Source organism: Pseudomonas persica, assembly GCF_900291015.1.
Lineage (GTDB): Bacteria > Pseudomonadota > Gammaproteobacteria > Pseudomonadales > Pseudomonadaceae > Aquipseudomonas.
Window position 1 is genome coordinate 124,506 of sequence record NZ_OLKL01000045.1, and the last position, 19,487, is coordinate 143,992.

General features: G+C 66.5%; 3 protein-coding genes. All 3 read right to left on the reverse strand.

Features of this window, described 5'->3' with window-relative positions:
• Positions 1-12,318, reverse strand: coding sequence for a non-ribosomal peptide synthetase (locus FQ664_RS21200; RefSeq protein ID WP_144174658.1), 12,318 nt, complete (start codon positions 12,316-12,318; stop codon positions 1-3).
• A 1-nt stretch (position 12,319) separates the two neighbouring features.
• Positions 12,320-18,787, reverse strand: coding sequence for a non-ribosomal peptide synthetase (locus tag FQ664_RS21205; protein WP_144174660.1), 6,468 nt, complete (start codon positions 18,785-18,787; stop codon positions 12,320-12,322).
• Positions 18,788-19,136: 349 nt separating this feature from the next.
• Positions 19,137-19,397, reverse strand: a complete 261-nt coding sequence (locus FQ664_RS21210) for a DUF3077 domain-containing protein (RefSeq protein ID WP_015271332.1) — start codon at positions 19,395-19,397, stop codon at positions 19,137-19,139.
• Positions 19,398-19,487: the final 90 nt, after the last annotated feature.

Consider the following 19,487-nt stretch of genomic DNA (forward strand, 5'->3'; position numbering starts at 1 on the left):
TCAAACCGCCTCGAGCTCTGCCATGAAGTCCTGGAGTTCATCCAGGTCTCCGTCGTTTCGGGTACCGAGACTGCCGACCTCTTGTGCAAAGGCCTGCAGGTTCTCTGTCTGGAACAACAACGCGAGTGGCAGGTTCGTACCCAGTTCGATCTGCAGGCGTGCTACCGCCTGGGTTGCCAGCAAGGAGTGGCCACCCAGCTCGAAGAAGTTGTCGGTAAGAGATACGTTTTCCAGGCCAAGAACTTCAGCCCAGATCGCCGCTATCCGCCGCTCCAGCTCCGTTTCCGGTGCCAGACAGGCTGTTTGCCGCAGGTTACCGTCCGGCTGCGGCAGGGCCTTGCGGTCCAGCTTGCCGTTCGGTGTCAGTGGCAGGCGCTCCAGCAGCAACAGGTGCGCAGGTACCATGTAGTCCGGCAGGCTGGCCTTCAGCACGTCACGCAGGGTGTCACGCAGCGCCGCCTGGGCCTCCTCGCGTTCCACCAGCGCAGCATCGCCTGGCACCACATAGCCCACCAGTTGCTGGCCACCCGGCGCATCCAACGCCAGCACCACCGCTTCGCGAACGGCATCCTGTTGCTGCAGACGCGCCTCGATTTCCCCCAGTTCGATACGGAAGCCGCGGATTTTCACCTGATGATCGATGCGCCCGACGTATTCGATGACGCCGTCGGTGTCATAGCGTGCCAGGTCGCCTGTGCGGTACAGGCGGCTGCCCGTTGCGCCAAACGGGTCGGGGATGAAGCGCTCGGCGGTAAGCCCAGGCCGCGCCAGATAGCCACGCGCCAGACCTGCACCGGCCATGTACAGCTCACCCACCACGCCTGTCGGCAGCGGCGTCCCGGCTTCGCTCAACAGGTACACCGCACTGTTGGAGAGCGGCCGGCCGATATTGGCCTTGCCGCCCTGAGTGCGCAGGGTGAACGTGGAGTAGGTGGTGTCCTCCGAAGGCCCGTACAGGTCGTATACCTTGAGCACGTGGCCGGTGGCGTACAGCGCGTCGACCAGCCCTTGCTTGAGCGCCTCCCCCGCCAGGTTGATGATGCGGACGCTGGACGGCAACTGGCCGGTTTCATGCAGCACCTTGATGGCCGACGGCACCGTGTTGACCAGACGCACCTGGTCCCTGGCCGGCAGGTGTGGCAGCGCCAGGGCGTTGGCCGCCAGCACCGCGTAGCCGCCCGACCCCAGGGTCACGAACAGCTCCCAGACCGACAGGTCGAAACAGATCGACGTGGACGCCAGCACACCACACAGGTCCTGCTGGCTGTACACCGACTGCGCCCAGCCGATCATGGCCACGGCGTTGCGATGTTCGATCTGCACCCCCTTGGGCTTGCCGGTGGAGCCCGAGGTGTAGATGCAGTACGCCAGGTTGTCCGGCGTGGTTGCACACACCGGGTCGATCACCTCGTAGCCCTCGAGCTGCAGCTGGTCAACCAGCAGCGTGCGCGCCAGGAAGCTGGACGGTACACGTTCGAGCAGGTGCGATTGCGACAGCAGCAACAGCGACTGGCTGTCTTCGAGCATGTACACCAATCGATCCTGCGGGTAGCCCGGGTCGAGCGGCACATAGGCGCCACCCGCCTTGAGGATCGCCATCAACGCCACCACCATGTCCAGGCCCCGCTCCATGGCCACGCCCACCAGCACTTCCGGCCCTACACCCGATTCACGCAGCTTGTGTGCCAGCTGGTTGGCCCGGGCATTGAGCGCGCCATAGGTAAGCGTCTGCTCGCCATGGATCAACGCAACGGCGTCTGGCCCGCTAGCCGCCTGGGCCTCGAACAGTTGGTGGAGACAACGGTCGGCCGGGTAACTGGCCGTCGTCTGGTTCCAGTCCTGCACGATACGTTGATGCTGCACGGCATCGAGCAGTGGCAGATCACCGAGCGCAGCACCCGGATCGCTCACCAGAGCGTCCAGCAGCGTTGCGAAATGATGGGCCAACTGTTCGATCGCCTCGCCGTGCCAATGCTCGCGGTCATACCGGTACTGGATCGCCAGACTGGCGCCAAGGCTCACCAGCACGGTCAGCGGATAGTTGGTCTGTTCGCGCACCTGCACTGCGCCAAACTGCAGGCCACTCGGTGCGCCCTGCTGAAGTGCCTCGGAAACCGGGTAGCTTTCAAACACCACCAGGCTGTCGAACAGCGCTTCACCACCAAGGCCAGCCCAGCGCTGAACGTCGTATAACGGTGTATGTTCGTATTCCCGCATGGCCAGGTTGCTGGCCTGTACCTGCGCGATCCACTGCGCGACGCTTTGCTCGCTTTGCGGTGTACCGACCACCGGCAGGGTGTTGATGAACAAGCCGATCTGCGTTTCCACCCCCGCCAGCTCCGCCGGCCGGCCGGCGACCGTCGCCCCGAAGCAGACCGACGACTGCCCGGTATAGCGCTGCAACAGCAACAGCCAGGTAGCCTGGACCAAGGTGTTGACGGTGACTCGCTGGGCACGGGCAAAGGCTTCAATCCGCTCGCTACGCCCTGCATCGAATGCCTGGTGATGAACGTGGTGGCCCTGGCCATCAGGCTCACCATTGCGCACGGCCTGGGCCAGGCGCGTCGGCTCGTTGAAGTTGGCCATCTGGCCCTGCCAGAACCGCTCTGCCATTACTCCATCCTGGCGCTGCAACCAGTCGATGTAGTCACGGTAGCTGCCCGCCGCTGCCCCCACAGGCTGACCGGCATAACGCTGCAACACCTCACCCAGCAACTGCGAGGTGCTCCAACCATCCATCAGGATGTGATGGCAGGTGAAGATCAGGTGATGACGTGCCTGCGCCGTACGCACCAGCACCAGGCGCAACAAGGGGGCCTCGACCAGGTCGAAGCCACGCTGCCGGTCGGCATCCGCCAGGCTGTCCAACGCCGGCGCCAGCTCGTCCTTGGTACGCCAGTCATGTTCGCTGAACGGCAATGTCACCTGCTTGCACACGATCTGCACCGCCTGGCCCAGGTCGCCCTGCCAGATGAAACAGCTGCGCAGGATGTCGTGGGTCTGCAAGGCAGCGCTCCAGGCCTGTCTGAAGGCCTGCACATCCAGGCCATCCACATCCACGCGCATCTGGTTGATATAGGTGCCGCTGCCTTGCTCGTAGATGCTGTGGAACAGCATGCCCTGCTGCATCGGCGACAGCGGGTAGACATCGGCGATATCGGCCACGGCAACGGGTAACTGGTCCAGCTGTGCCTGGGTCAAATCAGCCAACGGGAAGTCCGATGGGGTCAGGCCGCGATGTCCACACTCACAGCAATGCTCAATGATTTCAGCCAAGGCCTGCTGGTAAGCCTGGGCCAGTTGCTCGATGGTTTCGCGGTGATGCATGTCCTGGCTGAAGGTCCACTCCAGGCGCAGCTCGCCACCATATACCTGACCGTTGACGGTCAACAGGCTGGCCAACGGTGCTTCGGCATCCTGCCTGGCGCCATCGTTCTCCCTGGCGGGGATGAACAAACCTGTTTCGCCATCGAAGCTGCCGTCGAACTGCCCAAGGTAGTTGAAGACGATCTGGCCCTCAGGCAACGCTGCGAGGGCCTCACGGCTCGCGGCATCGCCGAGGTAGCGCAGCACGCCATAGCCAATGCCTTTGTCAGGCACGGCGCGCAGCTGTTCCTTGATGGTCTTGATCGAACTTGCCAGGTCTGCCTGCGGGCTCAGCTTTACCGGGTACAGGCTGGTGAACCAGCCCACCGTGCGCGTCAGGTCGATGCCCGTGAACAGGTCTTCACGGCCATGCCCTTCCAGACGCACCAGCACATCAGGCTGGCCGCTCCAGTGACTGACCGTCTGTGCGAGGGCCGTCAGCAGCAGGTCGTTGACCTGCGTACGATAGGCCACCGGGCAATCCTGCAACAGCCGTCGGGTGCTTGCCACGTCCAGGCGCGTACTGACCGAGGCTGCATGCTTCAGTTGCCGGCTGCCTTGCGGGTTATCACAGGGCAGTATTTCGCTGGCCCCTCGCAATTGCTCCAGCCAGTAGCCCAACTCCTGTTGCAGCACGGGCGCTGCAGCATAGGCTTGCAAACGCTCGGCCCAGGCCTTGTACGAAGTGGTCTTGGCCGGAAGTTGCAGCGGCTGGCCGGTCGCCAGGGCCTGATAGGCCTGCTGCAAGTCTTCCAGCAGTACACGCCACGACACACCGTCCACCACCAGGTGATGGATGACCAACAGCAGCCGCTGGCTGCCGTCAGGCAGCACACCGAGCATGGCACGCATCAAGGGCCCATGCTCAAGGTCCAGGCTGCGCTGGGCCTCGCTGGCGGCCTGCTGCAGTTGTTCGACGCTGGCGAAATCGCGATGCCACAATTGGGCGTGACCCGCATCGGCAAATTCGGCCTGCCAGTGCGCCCCATGGTTGACCATGCGCAAACGCAGGGCATCGTGATGAATGAACAATGCCTGCAAGGCGGCATCAAGCGTCATCGGGTCGAGCGCTTCGCCTGGGGTGAGCAGTACCGACTGGTTCCAGTGATGGCGCTCGGCAATGGGTTGCTCGAAGAACCAGCGCTGGATAGGTGTGAGCGGCATCATGCCGGTCACCGTACCCTGATCGATCAGCACGCTGTCGCCACGCAAGGCGAGCCGCGCCAGTGCCTGCACCGTCTGCGCTTCGAACAGGTCCTTGGGCGTGAACTGGATACCCTGTTGCCGTGCACGGCTGACCACCTGCAACGAGATGATCGAATCGCCGCCCAGTTCGAAGAAGTTGTCGCTCAGGCCAACCCGCTGCAGCTTCAGCACATCCGCCCAGATCGCCGCGATCTGCTGCTCCAGCGCGCTTTGCGGGGCGATGTACTGGCCCTGCAACTGGCTGGCATCCGGCTGCGGCAAGGCCTTGCGGTCGAGCTTGCCGTTCGGCGTTACCGGCAGCTTGTCGAGCAGCAGCAGGTGCGCGGGTACCATGTAGTCCGGCAGGCCGGCCTTGAGCACCTCGCGCAGGCTGTCGCGCAATACGCCTTCATCCTGCGTGCGGTCGGCAGGCACCACATAACCCACCAGCTGCTTGCCGCTCGGCCCGTCCTGGGCCAGCACCACCGCTTCCTGCACGCTCGGCAGCTCCAGCAGGCGTGCTTCGATCTCGCCCAGTTCGATGCGCAGGCCGCGAATCTTCACCTGGTGGTCGATGCGCCCGGCGTAGTCGATCACGCCATCGGCGCGGTAGCGCGCCAGGTCGCCGGTGCGGTACAGGCGCCCACCGTTTTCGCTGAACGGGTCCGGCACGAAGCGTTCGGCGGTCAGCGCCGGGCGCTGGTGGTAACCACGGGCCAGGCCGACACCACCGAGGTACAGCTCGCCGGCACTGCCGCGTACCGCCGGTTGCAGGCTGCCTTCGAGGATGTGCGTTTTCAGGTTGTCGATCGGCTGGCCGATCGGCACGCTGATGCTTTCGTCCGGCTGGCAGGTCCAGTGGGTGACGTCGATCGCCGCTTCGGTCGGGCCATACAGGTTGTACAGGCCCGCCGCCGGCAGGCGCTGCAGGATCTGGCGGGCCAGCTCGGCCGGCAGCGCTTCACCGCTGCACACCACGCGCTTGAGGCTGACGCAGCTCTCGATCGCTTCATGGCTCATGAACGCCTGCAGCATCGACGGCACGAAGTGCAGCGTGCTGATGCCGTAATGGTTGATGCTTTCGACCAGCAGCTGCGGGTCGCGGTGCGCCCCCGGCTGGGCCAAGACCAGGCGCGCCCCGGTCATCAGCGGCCAGAAGAATTCCCACACCGACACGTCAAAGCTGAACGGGGTTTTCTGCAGCACGCTGTCGCTGGCGTCCAGGCCGTAGGCCTTCTGCATCCACCACAGGCGGTTGACCAGCGCCTGATGGCTATTGCCAGCGCCCTTCGGGCGGCCGGTGGAGCCGGAGGTGTAGATCACGTAGGCGAGGTTCAGCGGGGCCACCTCGATATTCGGGTTGGCATCGCTGTAGCCGTCGAAGTTCTCGGTATCCAGGTCCAGGCTGCGCAGCCCGGCCGGGACCGGCAGGGTTTCACGCAGGTGCGACTGGGTCAGCAGCAAGGCGACGCCGCTGTCCTCGAACATGTAGCTCAGGCGGTCCTGCGGGTATTCCGGATCCAGCGGCACATAGGCGCCACCGGCCTTCAGGATACCCAGCAGGCCGATGACCATCTCCAGGCTGCGCGCCATGGCGATGCCCACCAGCACGTCCGGGCCCACACCCAGTTCGCGCAGCTTGTGCGCCAGCTGATTGCTACGGCGGTCGAGCTCGGCATAGCTCAGGGTCTGCTCGCCAAACACCAGCGCCGGGGCGTGCGGGGTGGCGGATACCTGGGCCTCGATGAGCTGGTGAATGCTGCGCTCGTCCGGATACTTCGCCTGGGTTTCGTTCCAGCCTTCGACCATCTGTTGCTGTTCTGGTAGGCCCAGCATTGGCAGTTCACCAACCACCGCGTCAGCATTCTCCACCAGCGCCTGCAGCAGGTTGGCAAAGTAGCCAGCCAGGCGGTCAATGCTCTCGTCGCTCCACAGCGCACGGTCGTGGCTGTACTGCATCGACAGCGTCGTGCCCAGCTCCACCACCAGGGTCAGCGGGTAGTTGGTCTGCTCCTGTACGGCCACATCGCCGAAGTGCAGGCCACCAGGCGTGCCCTGTTGCAGCGCCTCGGCCACCGGGTAGTTCTCGAACACCAGGATGCTGTCGAACAGCGCGTCACCGCCCTGCCCCGCCCAACGCTGCACATCGTACAGCGGGGTGTGCTCGAACTCGCGCACGGCCAGGTTGCCGGCCTGCACCTGGGCGATCCACTCGGCCACGGTCTGCTCGGCACGCGGCGCGCCGATCACCGGCAAGGTGTTGATGAACAGGCCGATCTGCTCCACTACCCCAGGCAGGTCTGCCGGGCGGCCAGCGACCGTGGCGCCGAAGCACACGCAGGCCTGGCCAGTGCAGCGCTGCAACAGCAGCAGCCAGGCCGATTGTACCAGGGTGTTGACCGTGACCCGGTTGGCCCGGGCGAAGGCTTCGATGCACGTGGTCTGCTCACGGTCGAAGGCCAGGCGGTGGTCGCCGTAACCGTTACCGCCTGCGCTGCCGGCGATGGCCTGGGCCAAATGGGTCGGCTCGTCCAGGGCCGCAAGCTGGGCTTTCCAGAAGGCTTCGGCAACAGCCGCGTCCTGGCCTTGCAACCAGGCGATGTAGTCGCGGTAGTGCGTGGCCTGGGCCTGCGGCGCCAGGCCGGCATAGCGCTGCAGCACTTCACCCAACAGGCGCGAGGTGCTCCAGCCATCCATGAGGATGTGGTGGTTGGTGTAGATCAGGTGGTAGCGGGTATCGCCCGTGCGTACCAGTACCAGGCGCAGCAGCGGCGCGGCAGCAAGGTCGAAGCCGCGCTGGCGCTCACCCTCGGCCAGGGCCTGCAATGCCTGCTCCAGCGCCGGCTGGCCACGCCAGTCGTGCTCGCTGCACGGCAGTTCGACAGCCTTGCGGACCACCTGCATGGCCTGCTCCAGCTCGCCTTGCAGGATGAAACCGCTGCGCAGGATGTCATGAGCAGCGAGCGTGGCCTGCCAGGCCTGCTGGAAGCGCTGCACATCCAGCCCGTCCACATCCACGCGCAGCTGGTTGATGTAGTTGCCGGCCTGCTGGTCGTAAAGGGTGTGGAACAGCATGCCCTGCTGCATGGGTGACAGCGGGTACACATCGGCGATCTGCCTGGCCTCCAGCGGCAGGCTGTCGAGTTGCGCCTGGGTCAACGCGGCCAGCGGGAAGTCCGACGGTGTCACGCCCTGGTGCCGGGCATCACAGCAGTGCTCGACCAGCTCTGCCAAGGCCTGTTCGTAGGCCTGGGCCAGCTTTTCGATGGTGGCCGGGTGATGAACGTCGGCGCTGTAGGTCCACTCCAGGAACAGCTCGCCGCCGTACACCTGGCCGGTGATGCTCAACCAGTTGCCCAGCTGGGCGCCGGCACATTGGGTACGGCCTGCGCTCTCCCCGCTCGGGGTGAACAGGGCGCCGGCCTCGGCATCGAAACTGGCATCGAACTGGCCCAGGTAGTTGAAAGTGACACGAGCCTGGGCGGCACGCGCGAGCTGGTCACGCACCTCAGCATCGCCGAAGTAACGCAGCAAGCCGTAGCCGAGGCCTTTGCCCGGCACGCCGCGCAGTTGCTCCTTGATCGCCTTGATCGACTGGCCCAGGTCGTGGCCGGGCGTGAGGCGCACCGGGAACAGGCTGGTGAACCAGCCCACGCTGCGGCTGAGGTCGAGGTCGTCGAACAGGTCTTCGCGGCCATGGCCCTCCAGCAGTACCTGCAGGTTGTCCTGCGCGCTCCACTGGCACAGCGTGCGCGCCAGCGCGGTCAGCAGCAGGTCGTTGATCTGCGTGCGGTAGGCCAGCGGGGCCTGTTTCAGCAGCCTGGCGGTGCGCTCGGCATCCAGCCGTGTGGCGGCGGTGCGGGCATGGGTGTTGGCCAGGCTGCCCTGCGGGTTGTCACGCGGCAGTTCGCCGTGGTCGCCGGCCAGCGCCTGCAGCCAGTAGTCGCGCTGTGCCTGCAGCGCCGGGCTGCTGGCATGGCCGGCCAGGCGCTCGGCCCAGGTCTGCACCGAGGTGGTCTTGGCGGGCAGGCTCACGGCCTGGCCGTTCAGCAACTGCCGGTAAGCCTCTTGCAGGTCTTCCAGCAACACCCGCCACGACACACCATCGATTACCAGGTGATGGGCCACCAGCAACAGACGCTGCTGGCCATCGGCGAAGTCGAACAGTTCGGCACGCAGCAGTGGCCCATGCTCCAGGTTCAGGCTGGCCTGCACCTGGTTGCCGGCGGCATCCAGCTCACTCAGTGCGGCCAGGTTGCGCTGGCGCAGCAGTGGGGCACTGTCCAGCGGCTGCAAGCGCGCCTGCCACTGGCTATCGCCACGGCTGAAGCGCAGGCGCAGGGCATCGTGCTGCTCGACCACAGCGCGCAGGGCTGCCTGCAGATGTTGTACCTGTACCGGGCTGGCCGGCTTGAGCAACACCGATTGGTTCCAATGCGCGGGCTGGGCGATCTCCATCTCGAAGAACCGCGCCTGGGCCGGCAGCAACGTCACCTCGCCGCTGCTGGCAGTGTCCACGGCTGCGGCCGCAAGCGCTGGCTTGGCCTCGATGCGCTTGGCCACCTGGGCCAGCTGGGCGATGGTCTGCTGTTCGAACAGCTGCTTGGGGGTGATCCTGATGCCCTGGCGTTTGGCCCGGGCGATGATCTGCAGGCTGAGGATCGAGTCGCCGCCCAGCTCGAAGAAGTTGTCGCTGCTGCCGACCTGCTCCAGCTTGAGCACATCGGCCCATACCGCAGCCAGCTTCTCCTCGATATCGCCTTGCGGCGCCACATAGCCGCGGCTGACCGCGCCCGGTGCCGGCAAGGCGCGCTTGTCGAGCTTGCCGTTGGCGGTCAGTGGCAGGCGCTCCAGCAGCAGTATCTGCGCCGGCACCATGTAGTCCGGCAGGCGTGCTTGCAGTTGCGCCTGCAACTGCTGCACGGTCACGCCTGCGTCGGCTACCCCGTAGGCGACCAGTTGCAAGCGCTCGGCGTCGCCCTCCAGCGGCAAGGCCAGCACCACGGCCTCAATGACACCGGGCAGGCCGGCCAGCACCCGGCCAACTTCACCTGGCTCCACGCGATAGCCACGGATCTTCGCCTGGTCGTCGGCACGGCCGATGAACTCGACCAGGCCATCGGCAGTCAGCCGCGCACGGTCGCCGGTGCGGTACCAGCGGGCACCACCCTCGGCCGGCACGAAGCGTTCGGCGGTCAACGCAGGCATGCCCAGGTAACCCTGGGCGACGCCTTGCCCGCCCAGGTAAAGCTCACCGGGCACCTGCGCCGCCAACGGGTTGAGGTAGCCATCCAGCACCTGGGCGCAGGCGTTGCCCAGCGGGCGCCCGACCGGCACCGTGCGACAGCCTGGCCGCGGCTGATCCGGCTCGAAGGTGAGCACGCCGACAGTGGTTTCGGTCGGGCCGTAATGGTTGATGACCCGGCAATCCGGGCGCAGTTCGCGGACCTTGTCCAACAGGCCCCAGCTGCAAGCCTCCCCCCCGAGGATCAGCGCTTCGCCAGGCAGCACATCGGCGGCGCGGGCCGCTTGCAGCAAGCCTTGCAGGTGGCTCGGCACCAACTTCAGCACGCCGACCTGGTGCTGCACCATATAGCTGGCGAAGCCATCCGGGTCGAACGCCAGTTCCTGTGGCAGCAGGTGCAGCAGGCGGCCCGAGGCCAGAGCGCCGAACAACACGGTGTGGCCCAGGTCGGCTGCAGTGGTGGAGACCATGGCCATGCTCGCCGTGGCTGGCAGTTGCAGGCGCTCCAGCACCGCCTGAATGTAGCTGGCAAGTGCGCCGTGGCTGACCACCACGCCTTTCGGCTGGCCGGTCGAGCCCGAGGTGTAGATCAGGTAGGCCGGTTGTTCGGCGGCGATGGCCACTTCGACCGGGCTGTCACTGCAGGTAGCCCAGGCGGTGTGATCACAGGCAATCAGCTGCACGCCGTCCAGGCCGGCGAAGCGCTGGTCGCCCGGCTCATGCAGCAGCACCGCGGCGCCACTGTCGGCAATCAGTTGTTGCAGGCGCTCCTGCGGTTGCTGGGGGTCCAGCGGCAGGTAGGCGGCGCCGGTCTTGAGCACCGCGAGCAAGGCGCCGACCCACTCGATGGAGCGCGGCAGGCACAGGGCAACGATGCTGCCGGCACCGACGCCGCGCTGGCGCAGGTAGTCGGCCAGGCGGTTGGACGCTGCCTCCAGCCCGGCCTGGGTCATGAACCGGTCACCGGCACGCACGCCGCCATGGGCCTGGCCTGGCGCCATGGCCTGACGCCACAGGGCGAGGAAGTCGCCGTGCGGGTAGGCTTGGGTGGCTGCGGGCAGCAGCGTCGCCACTTGCGGGCAGTCGACGATCGCCTGCTGCGGGTCGCGGATCAGCGCATCCAGCACCTGGCGCAGCGAAGCGGCCATGCGTTCGATGGTGGCCTGCTCGAACAGGTCAGTGGCGTAGGTGAAGTAGCCTTCGATGCCGTCGGCCTTGTCGGAGAAGTCGAACGCCAGGTCGAAGCGGGCATCGCCGCCGTCACGGGCAAAGCCTTCCACCTCCAGCGCGCCCAGGCGCTTGCGCCCTGCATCGCTGGCGGCCACGTGCTGGTTGATCTTGAACTGGAACAGCGGGTTGTGAGCCAGGTTACGCTCAGGCAGCAAGGCATCGACCAGGTGCTCGAATGGCAGTTCCTGGTGCGACTGGGCACCGCCAATCACCTCTTTGACCTGCTCCAGCAGCGCGGCGAAGGTGGCGCGCTCGTCCACCTGCACGCGCAACACCTGGGTGTTGATGAAAAAACCGATCAGGCCTTCCAGTTCCTTGCGGTTGCGCCCGGCATTCGGTGCACCAATGCGGATATCGGCCTGGCCGCTGTAGCGCGACAGCACTACCGCCATGGCCGCCAGTATCAGCACGAACAACGTATGCCCCCCCTGGCGCGCCTGGCTGCGCAGGGCCTCGGCCTGTTCGGCGCCGATGTCCACGCGCACCACTGCGCCACGCTGGCTGGGCGTGGCCGGGCGCTCGAAGTCCAGCGGCAGGCTCAGCAGCGGCTGCTCATCGCCCAGCTGGGCCTGCCAGTAGGCCAGCTGGCGCTGCGCTTCACCGGCTTCAAGCCAGGCGCGCTGCCAGATGGCGTAGTCGGCGTACTGGATCGGCAATGCCGGCAACGCGGCCTGCCGGCCTTCGGCCATGGCGCTGTACAGCTGGATGAACTCCTGCACCAGCACATCGCTGGACCAGCCGTCAGAGATGATGTGGTGCATGCTCAGCGCCAGCACGTGGTGATCGGCCGCCACGCGCAGCAGGGTCACCCGCAGCAACGGGCCGGTCAGCAGGTCGAAGGGCTGCTTGAGGGCGGCGTCCACGGCCACGCTCAGCGCCGCCTCATTGGCGGCACCGTCGAACATCACCAGTTCCAGCGGCAGCGGACAGTGTTCAAGGATCTCCTGGTAAAACGCGCCCTCCTCCGAGGCGAAACGCGTGCGCAGCGACTCGTGGCGTTGCACCAGCGCATCCAGCGCCTGTTGCAGCACCGCCTGGTCCAGCGCGCCTTTCAGGCGTACCGCCATCGGCACGTTGTAGGCCGGGCTGTCGGGCTCCAGTTGCCAGAGAAACAGCAGGCGCTGCTGGGCGTACGACAGCGGAATGCGCGCCAGGCCCTGGCGCGCGGGCACGATGGGCAGCAGGCGGAAGCTCTGCCCGCTGGCCTGCATCTTTTCCAGGATCTGCTGGCGTTGCTCCACGGGGAGGCCAACGAAACGTTGGGCAATGCGTTGTGCTGCAGTGAGTTCCATGTCAGGCCTCTGTGAATGCATTCATCATTTGTTCGATATCGCTCAGGCCGTCGTCGGAGAGCGACAGGCCCTGCTCGTCCAGCGCCTGGGCGAACGCGCGCAATTCGGGGTGGCTGAAGATCAGCCGCAGGGGTATGTCCAGCCCCAGCTCGACGTTGATCCGCGACACGGCCTGGGCCGCCAGCAAGGAGTGGCCGCCCAGCTCGAAGAAGTTGTCGTTCAGGCCGACCCGGGCAACGTTGAGCAACTGCGCCCAGATGTTCGCCAGCTGCTGCTGCCGCTCGGTCTGCGGCGCCTGGTAGGCATGCTGCGGCTGGTTCGGGTCAGGCAGCGGCAGGGCCTTGCGGTCGAGTTTGCCGCTGGGGGTCAGCGGCATGCTCGGCAGGGTCACCAGGTAGGCCGGGATCATGTAGTCAGGCAGGCTGGCCTTGAGGTACTGCTTCAGGGCCTGACGCAGATCGCCGCGGTAACCTTCGGCCGGCACCGCATAGGCGCACAGCTGCTTGCCACTGGGCTGGTCGATGGCCAGCACGGTGGCTTCGCGTACGTCCGGGTGCGCCCGCAGGTACTGCTCGATCTCGCCCAGTTCGATACGGAAACCGCGCACCTTCACCTGGTGGTCGACCCGGCCGCGATAGGCCAGCTGGCCGTTTTCGTCGTAGCAGCCAAGGTCGCCGGTGCGGTACAGCCGGCCACCGCCAACCGGGTCGAACGGGTCGGGGATGAAACGCTCGGCGGTCAGCGACGGCCGCCGGTGATAGCCGCGCGCCAGGCACCCTGCCCCGCCGATGAACAGCTCGCCGGGCACGCCCACCGGCGTCGGCGCCAGGCCATCGTCCAGGGCATGCAGGGTCCGCCCCGGCAAGGCACGGCCGATCGGCACGCCGCCCTGGCTGATCTGCGCCACGGTCATCTGCGAGCAGTCGTAGGTGCTGGCGACCACGGTGGCTTCGGTCGGGCCGTAGGTGTTCAGCAGGCGCACTGCTGGCGGGCCATCGGCCAGCCAGGCACGCAGGGCATCTTCCGGCACCGCCTCACCACCCACGTGAATCTGCTTCAGCCGGCCATAGGCCTCGGGGGCACGTCGCTCCAGCGCCAGCAGGCGCCAGTAGGCCGCCGGCAGGTCGGCCACGGTCACGCCGTGGCGGTTGATCTCGTCCAGCAGGGTGGCGGTGTCCCACAACCGCCGGTCGCGCAGCACCACACAGGCGCCCCGGGCCAGTGGCGGGAAGAACTGCTCGATGAAGCCATCGAAGCTGATGGTGGCGAACTGCAGCACGCGATCGCCCGGGCTGAGGCGCGAATAGTCGCCGGCCACCTGGCAGAACAGCGACAGGGCCTGGTGGTCGATGGCCACGCCCTTGGGCATGCCGGTGGAGCCGGAGGTGTAGATGACGTAGGCGAGGTTGTGCGGCGCAGCCAGGTTGGCCAGCGGTTCGGCGGGCCAGGCCTGCAGCCACTCGGTGCCCGGTTCCAGTACCACGCAGGGCAGTTGCTTGCCCAGTTGCAGGCGCTCAAGCGAAGGCGCGTCGGCCAGCAGCAGGCCGATGTTGCTGTCCTCGACCATGTAGGCCAGACGCTCTTGCGGGTAGTCCGGGTCCAGCGGCACGTAGGCGCCACCGGCCTTGTGAATGGCGATCAGCGCCAGGGCCATGGCCAGGCCGCGCTCGACAGCCACGCCGACCAGGCAGTCCGGCCCCACGCCCAGCGCCCGCAGACGCTGGGCCAGCTGGTTGCTGCTGCGGTCCAGTTCGGCGTAGGTCATCTGCTGGTCGTCGAAGATCAGCGCCAGCGCATCCGGCCGCTCGTGCGCCTGGCGCGCCAGCAGCTGGTGCGCGCACAAGCCGCTGTCAGCCTGGGGCGCCGGGTTCCAGCCGTAGCTCAGCTGCTGGCGTTCGCCACTGCCGAGGAAATCCAGCTCGGCAATGCAACGCTGTGGCTCGGCGCAGATGGCTTCCAGCAGTGTTTGCCAATGCCCGGCCATGCGTTCGATGCGTGCGGCGTCGAACAGGTCGGTGGAATAGTTGAACGAGGCCGTCACGCCATCGGAGCGCTCCAGGGTATTGAGCGAGATGTCGTACTGCGCGCCCGGCTCCTGCAGGTCCACTTCCTTGACCTGCAGGCCGTGCAGGGCATCGCTGGACACCTGCTCACCGAGGTCGCGCAGGTGGTTGTACAGCACCTGGAAAAACGGGTTCACACCCTGGTCGCGCTCCGGGTACAGCGCCTCGGCTACCTCGAGGAACGGCACGTCCTTGTTGGCCTGGGCCTGCAAGGTGGTTTCCTTGATCGCCGCCAGCAGCTGCGGGAACGGCTGGCTGCCATCGACACTGATACGGGCCACCACCACGTTGATGAAGAAGCCGATCAGCCCTTCCAGTTCCAGGCGGTTGCGGTTGGTGACCGGCACGCCGATGTTGAGCGTGCCCTTGCGGCTGTAGCGCGACAGCACGATGGCATAGGCCGCCAGGAACACATGGAACAGCGTGGCGTTGGATGCCACCGCCAGTGCCCGCAGGCGCTCGCTGAGGGCCTGTGGCAGGCGCACGTCGAAGCGGCTGCCCTGGTAGCTTTTGACCTGCGGGCGAATGCGGTCGGCGGGCAGTTCCAGCACTTCGAAGTCGTCTTCCAGGCGGGCCTTCCAGTAGTCGATCTGCGCCTGCATCTGCCCCTCGGCCAGCCACTTGCGCTGCCAGGCGGCGAAGTCGGCGTACTGCACCGGCAGCGGCTCGATGGTTCGCGCCTGCCCCGTGGCGGCAGCGTTGTAGGCGGCGGCGAACTCGCGCACCAGCAGGCTCATCGACCAGCCATCGGAGACGATATGGTGCAAGGTCAGCGACAGCAGGTGCTCCTGCGCATGCACCTTGAACAGCCGGGCGCGCAACAGCGGGCCGCGCTGCAGATCGAACGGGACGAAGGCTTCGGCTTCCAGTTTGCGCATCTGCGCGGCGTGATCCTGGCCGCTGAGGTCTTCGAAACCGATCGATACCGTGGCGGCCGGCAGGATGCGCTGCCAAGGCAGGCCGTCGGCCTCGACGAACACCGTGCGCAACGATTCATGGCGGGCCACCAAGGCATCCAGCGCGGCCTGCACGGCGGCGCGGTCGAGGTGGCCCTGCATGCGCACGGCCATCGGCGTGTTGTAGGCCAGGCTTTCGGGGTTGAGCTTCCAGAACAGCCACTGACGGTTCTGCGAACGGGACACCGGCAGTGGCTGCTGGCGGTCGAGGATTTCGATGTCCAGGCCCGCGCCCTGCTCACCTTCGGCCACGGCCTGGGCGAAGGCCCGCAGGTCGACGCTGTCGAACAGGCTGCGCAGCGGGATATCCACGCCCAGTTGCTGGCGTATCCGCGATACCGCCTGGGTGGCCAGTAGCGAATGGCCGCCAAGGGCAAAGAAGTTGTCGCTCAGGCCGACCTGCGGTACTTGCAGGACTTGCGCCCAGATCTGTGCCAATTGCGTTTGCAGCGGGGTCTGCGGTGCTTGATGGGCCACCTGGGTAGCGACAGGTTCCGGCAGCGCCTTGACATCGACCTTGCCGTTGGCCGTGACCGGCAGGTGCTCCAGCACCATCAGGTGGGTCGGCACCATGTGTTCGGGCAGCAGGCTTTTGAGGCTGACGCGGATCGACGCCTGCCAGGCCAGGCTGTCGGCCGGCATCTGGCTGGGCACCAGCCAGGCAGCCAGTTGCAGTTGCGGCACCTGGCCATGCACGCGGACCAGGGCATTGGCAACGCCGTCCAGGGCACGCAGCTGGTTTTCGATTTCGGCCAGTTCCACGCGATAGCCACGGATCTTCACCTGGCCATCCATGCGCCCGGCGAACTGCAGGTCGCTGCCTTGGCGTACCCAGTCACCGCTGCGGTACAGACGCTGGCCGTGACTGCCGCTCGGGTCGGGGACGAAGCGCTCGGCGGTGAGTGCCGGGCGGTTCAGGTAGCCACGGGCCAGGCCAGCACCGCCTATGTACAGCTCGCCCTTGGCCTTGGCCGGCAGGGGTTGCAGGCAGCGGTCGAGCACCGCGACGCGGGTGTTGGCCAGCGGCTGGCCGAGGCTGGCCTGCTCGTTCAGTTCGGCGACCAGCACACCGACGGTGGTTTCGGTCGGGCCGTAGTGGTTGAACACCTTGAGCGCCGGGGCCAGGTTGCGGACCTTGCCCAGCAGACCCGGGCTGATGGCCTCGCCGCCAAGCACCAGGCACTGGGCCGGCAGCGCCGAGCGGCCAGCCAGCAACATGGCCTCCAGGTGCGACGGTACGATCTTCAGCGCGTCTATCTGGTGCTCGGCCAGGTAGGCGGCGAAGCCTTCGGCATCCAGCACCTGCTCGCGTAGCAGCAAATGCAGGGTGTGGCCGCCGCACAAGGCGCCGAACAGCATGGTGTGGCCAAGGTCGGCAGCCGGGGTCGAGACCTGGGCCATGCTGCGGATACGCTCGACCGGCAAACGTGCGGCGATGCCTTCGACATAGTTGGCCAGGGCGCCGTGGCTGATCGCTACGCCCTTGGGCTGGCCGGTGGTGCCGGAGGTGTAGATCACGTAGGCCAGGTTGGCCGGCGCCGGGGCGATGCGGGCGGCGCTGCCATTGCCGGTTTGCGCCCAGTCCAGGCGCTGCACGCCCTCGGGCAGTTCGGCCGGCCAGTTAGCGGGCGCCAATACCAGGCGCGTGCCGCTGTCGGCAAGCATGTAGGCCAAGCGTTCGGCCGGCTGCTCGGGCTCCAGTGGCAGGTAGGCACCACCGGCCTTGAGCACGCCAAGGATACTGGCGAGCATGCCGACACTACGGTCGGCCAACACTGCGACCAATGTGTCCGGCCCTGCTCCGGCTTGCACCAGCCGACCGGCAATGGCCTCGGCGCGGGCATCGAGCTCGGCGAAGCTGGCCTGCTCGCCTGCGGCCATCACCGCCGTGCGCTCGGGGTGGCGGCTGGCGGCGGCGGCAAAGCGCTGGTGGACCAGCAGCGTTGCGTCAGCCTGCACAGGCGCGCCAATGGCAGGAGCCAGGCCGGGCAATGGCAGCTCGCCGACTGCGCCACCCGTTTCGGCGGCCAATGCCTGTACCAAGGCCAGCCACTGCTCGCCAAGGGCTTCGACGGTGGCCGCATCGAACACGTCGGTCGCATAGGTGAACGCTGCGTGCAGCTGCCCCGCTCGCTCATGGGTATCCAGTGCCAGGTCGAAGCGGGCGCTGTGCTTTGCCAGCGTGATCGGCGCCAGGCTCAGGCCGGAGCGGGTCGCGATGGCCTGCACATCCGCCACCTGCGCCTGGTGGTTGAACAGCACACGGAACAGCGGGCTCTCGCTGCTGCGCGGTAGGTCCAGGGCTTCGACCAGTTGTTCGAACGGCAGGTCCTGGTGGCTTTGCGCGCCCACGGCGGTTTCGCGCACGCGCTGCAACAGGCCGGCGATGTCCAGCAACGGGTCGATTTCGGTATGCAGCACCTGGGTATTGATGAAGCAGCCGATCAGCCCTTGGCCTTCGCCGCGGTTGCGGTTGGCGATGGGCACGCCGACGCGGATCGCCGATTGGCCGCTATAGCGCTGCAGCAGCAACTTGAAGGCCGCCAGCAGGACCATGAACAGGGTGACGTTATGCTTGCGTGCCAGGCCGCGCAGGCGTTCGGCGAGATCGGCGGCGATGGGGAACTCGTGGCGCGCGCCACGGTAGCTGGGCCGGCCCTGGCGGGTGCGATCCAGGGGCAGTTCCAGCGGTGAATGGTCGTCGCCCAGGCGCGCCTGCCAGTAGGCCAGCTGGCGCTCCTGTTCGCCGGCTTCCAGCCAGCTGCGCTGCCACAGGGCGTAGTCGCGGTACTGGATCGGCAGCGGTTCCAGGCGGGCTTCGCTGCCGGCCACAGCAGCGTCGTACAGGCGCAGGAATTCGTCGATCAGCACGTTCATCGACCAGCCATCGGCGACGATGTGGTGCAAGGTCAGCAGCAGAATGTGCTCCTGTGCGGCCAGTTGCAGCAGGCGCACCCGCAGCAGCGGGCCGCTGGCCAGGTCGAAGGGGGCCAGGGCTTCGGTTTCGGCGATGGATTCGATGGCGGCCTTACGGGCGCCCTCATCCAGGCCGGCCAGGGCATCCTGGTGCAGTTGCACCGGGGCGGCGCTGGCATCGACCTGCTGGCGCACGTCATCGCCGTCGGCGACGAAGCGGGTACGCAGGGTTTCGTGGCGGGCCACCAGGGCATCGAAGGCATGCTGCAGGGCGGCCAGGTCCAGCGGGCCATGCAGGCGCACGGCCATGGGCAGGTTGTACGCCGCCCCCTGCGGGTCGAGCTGCCAGAGAAACCACATGCGCCGCTGGGCGTACGACAGCTGGTCACGCTCGGCCACCTCCACCCCGGGCGCGATCGGCAGCACGGAAAAATCCATGCCCTCGCCCTGCAGCGCCTTGAGGAACAGGCGGCGCTTGTCAGGGCTGAGTTCGATGAAGCGGCGGGCGAGCTTGAGCGTTTGGTCGGCATTCATGTCGAGCGGTGTCCTGGCAGTCGAGCGGTAACTGTCAGACGAAGGTGTGGGGGGCTGATTTAGTGGAGGATTCCTGGGCTCTGGGAGTCGCCTTGTCGGGCCTCTTCGCGGGTAAACCCGCTCCCACAGGGTCATCACCGACCTCAGTGTCAGTACAGTACCTGTGGGAGCGGGTTTACCCGCGAAGCAGGCAGCGCGATGGATGGCACGGGCTTCGCCCGTGTTCGCGGGCACGCCCGCTCCCACAGGAGTTGTGCATACCCTGCGGCATTCTGCTTAACCTGAGGCATGCACAACCCCTGTAGGAGCGGCTTTAGCCGCGAAAGGGCCAGCCCAGCCAATACAAGGATCAGCGCAGCAAACCCAACTCGGCATCATCCAGCAGCGCCTTGGCCATGGCCGCGAAGTAATGCGAAGCCCAGAGCATCTGCTGATCGCCGTCCATCAAACCGGTCAGTGACAAGTCGCGTGCATAGCCCATCAACTCCGAGGCTTGCTCGCGGGCGCTGCGGCAGGGGATGCCCTCAGCGATACGGAACAGCGGATGGGTTTGGCCTTCGCCTTGGTAGAAGTAGGTAACGCCGGGGGTGGTTTTGGTTTCGTCGGTCATGGGTTTTCCTGAATGCTCGTTGACCGCCTCTTCCGTTTCCACACGAAGGGTGGCGGCTGTACACGGGGTGGAAACCCGAGTGCATTCAGG

Bases quoted from the DNA above. Each gene is read 5' to 3' on its own strand.
- FQ664_RS21200 (WP_144174658.1), bottom strand. From the start codon at position 12,318: ATGGAACTCACTGCAGCACAACGCATTGCCCAACGTTTCGTTGGCCTC.
- FQ664_RS21210 (WP_015271332.1), bottom strand. From the start codon at position 19,397: ATGACCGACGAAACCAAAACCACCCCCGGCGTTACCTACTTCTACCAA.
- FQ664_RS21205 (WP_144174660.1), bottom strand. From the start codon at position 18,787: ATGAATGCCGACCAAACGCTCAAGCTCGCCCGCCGCTTCATCGAACTC.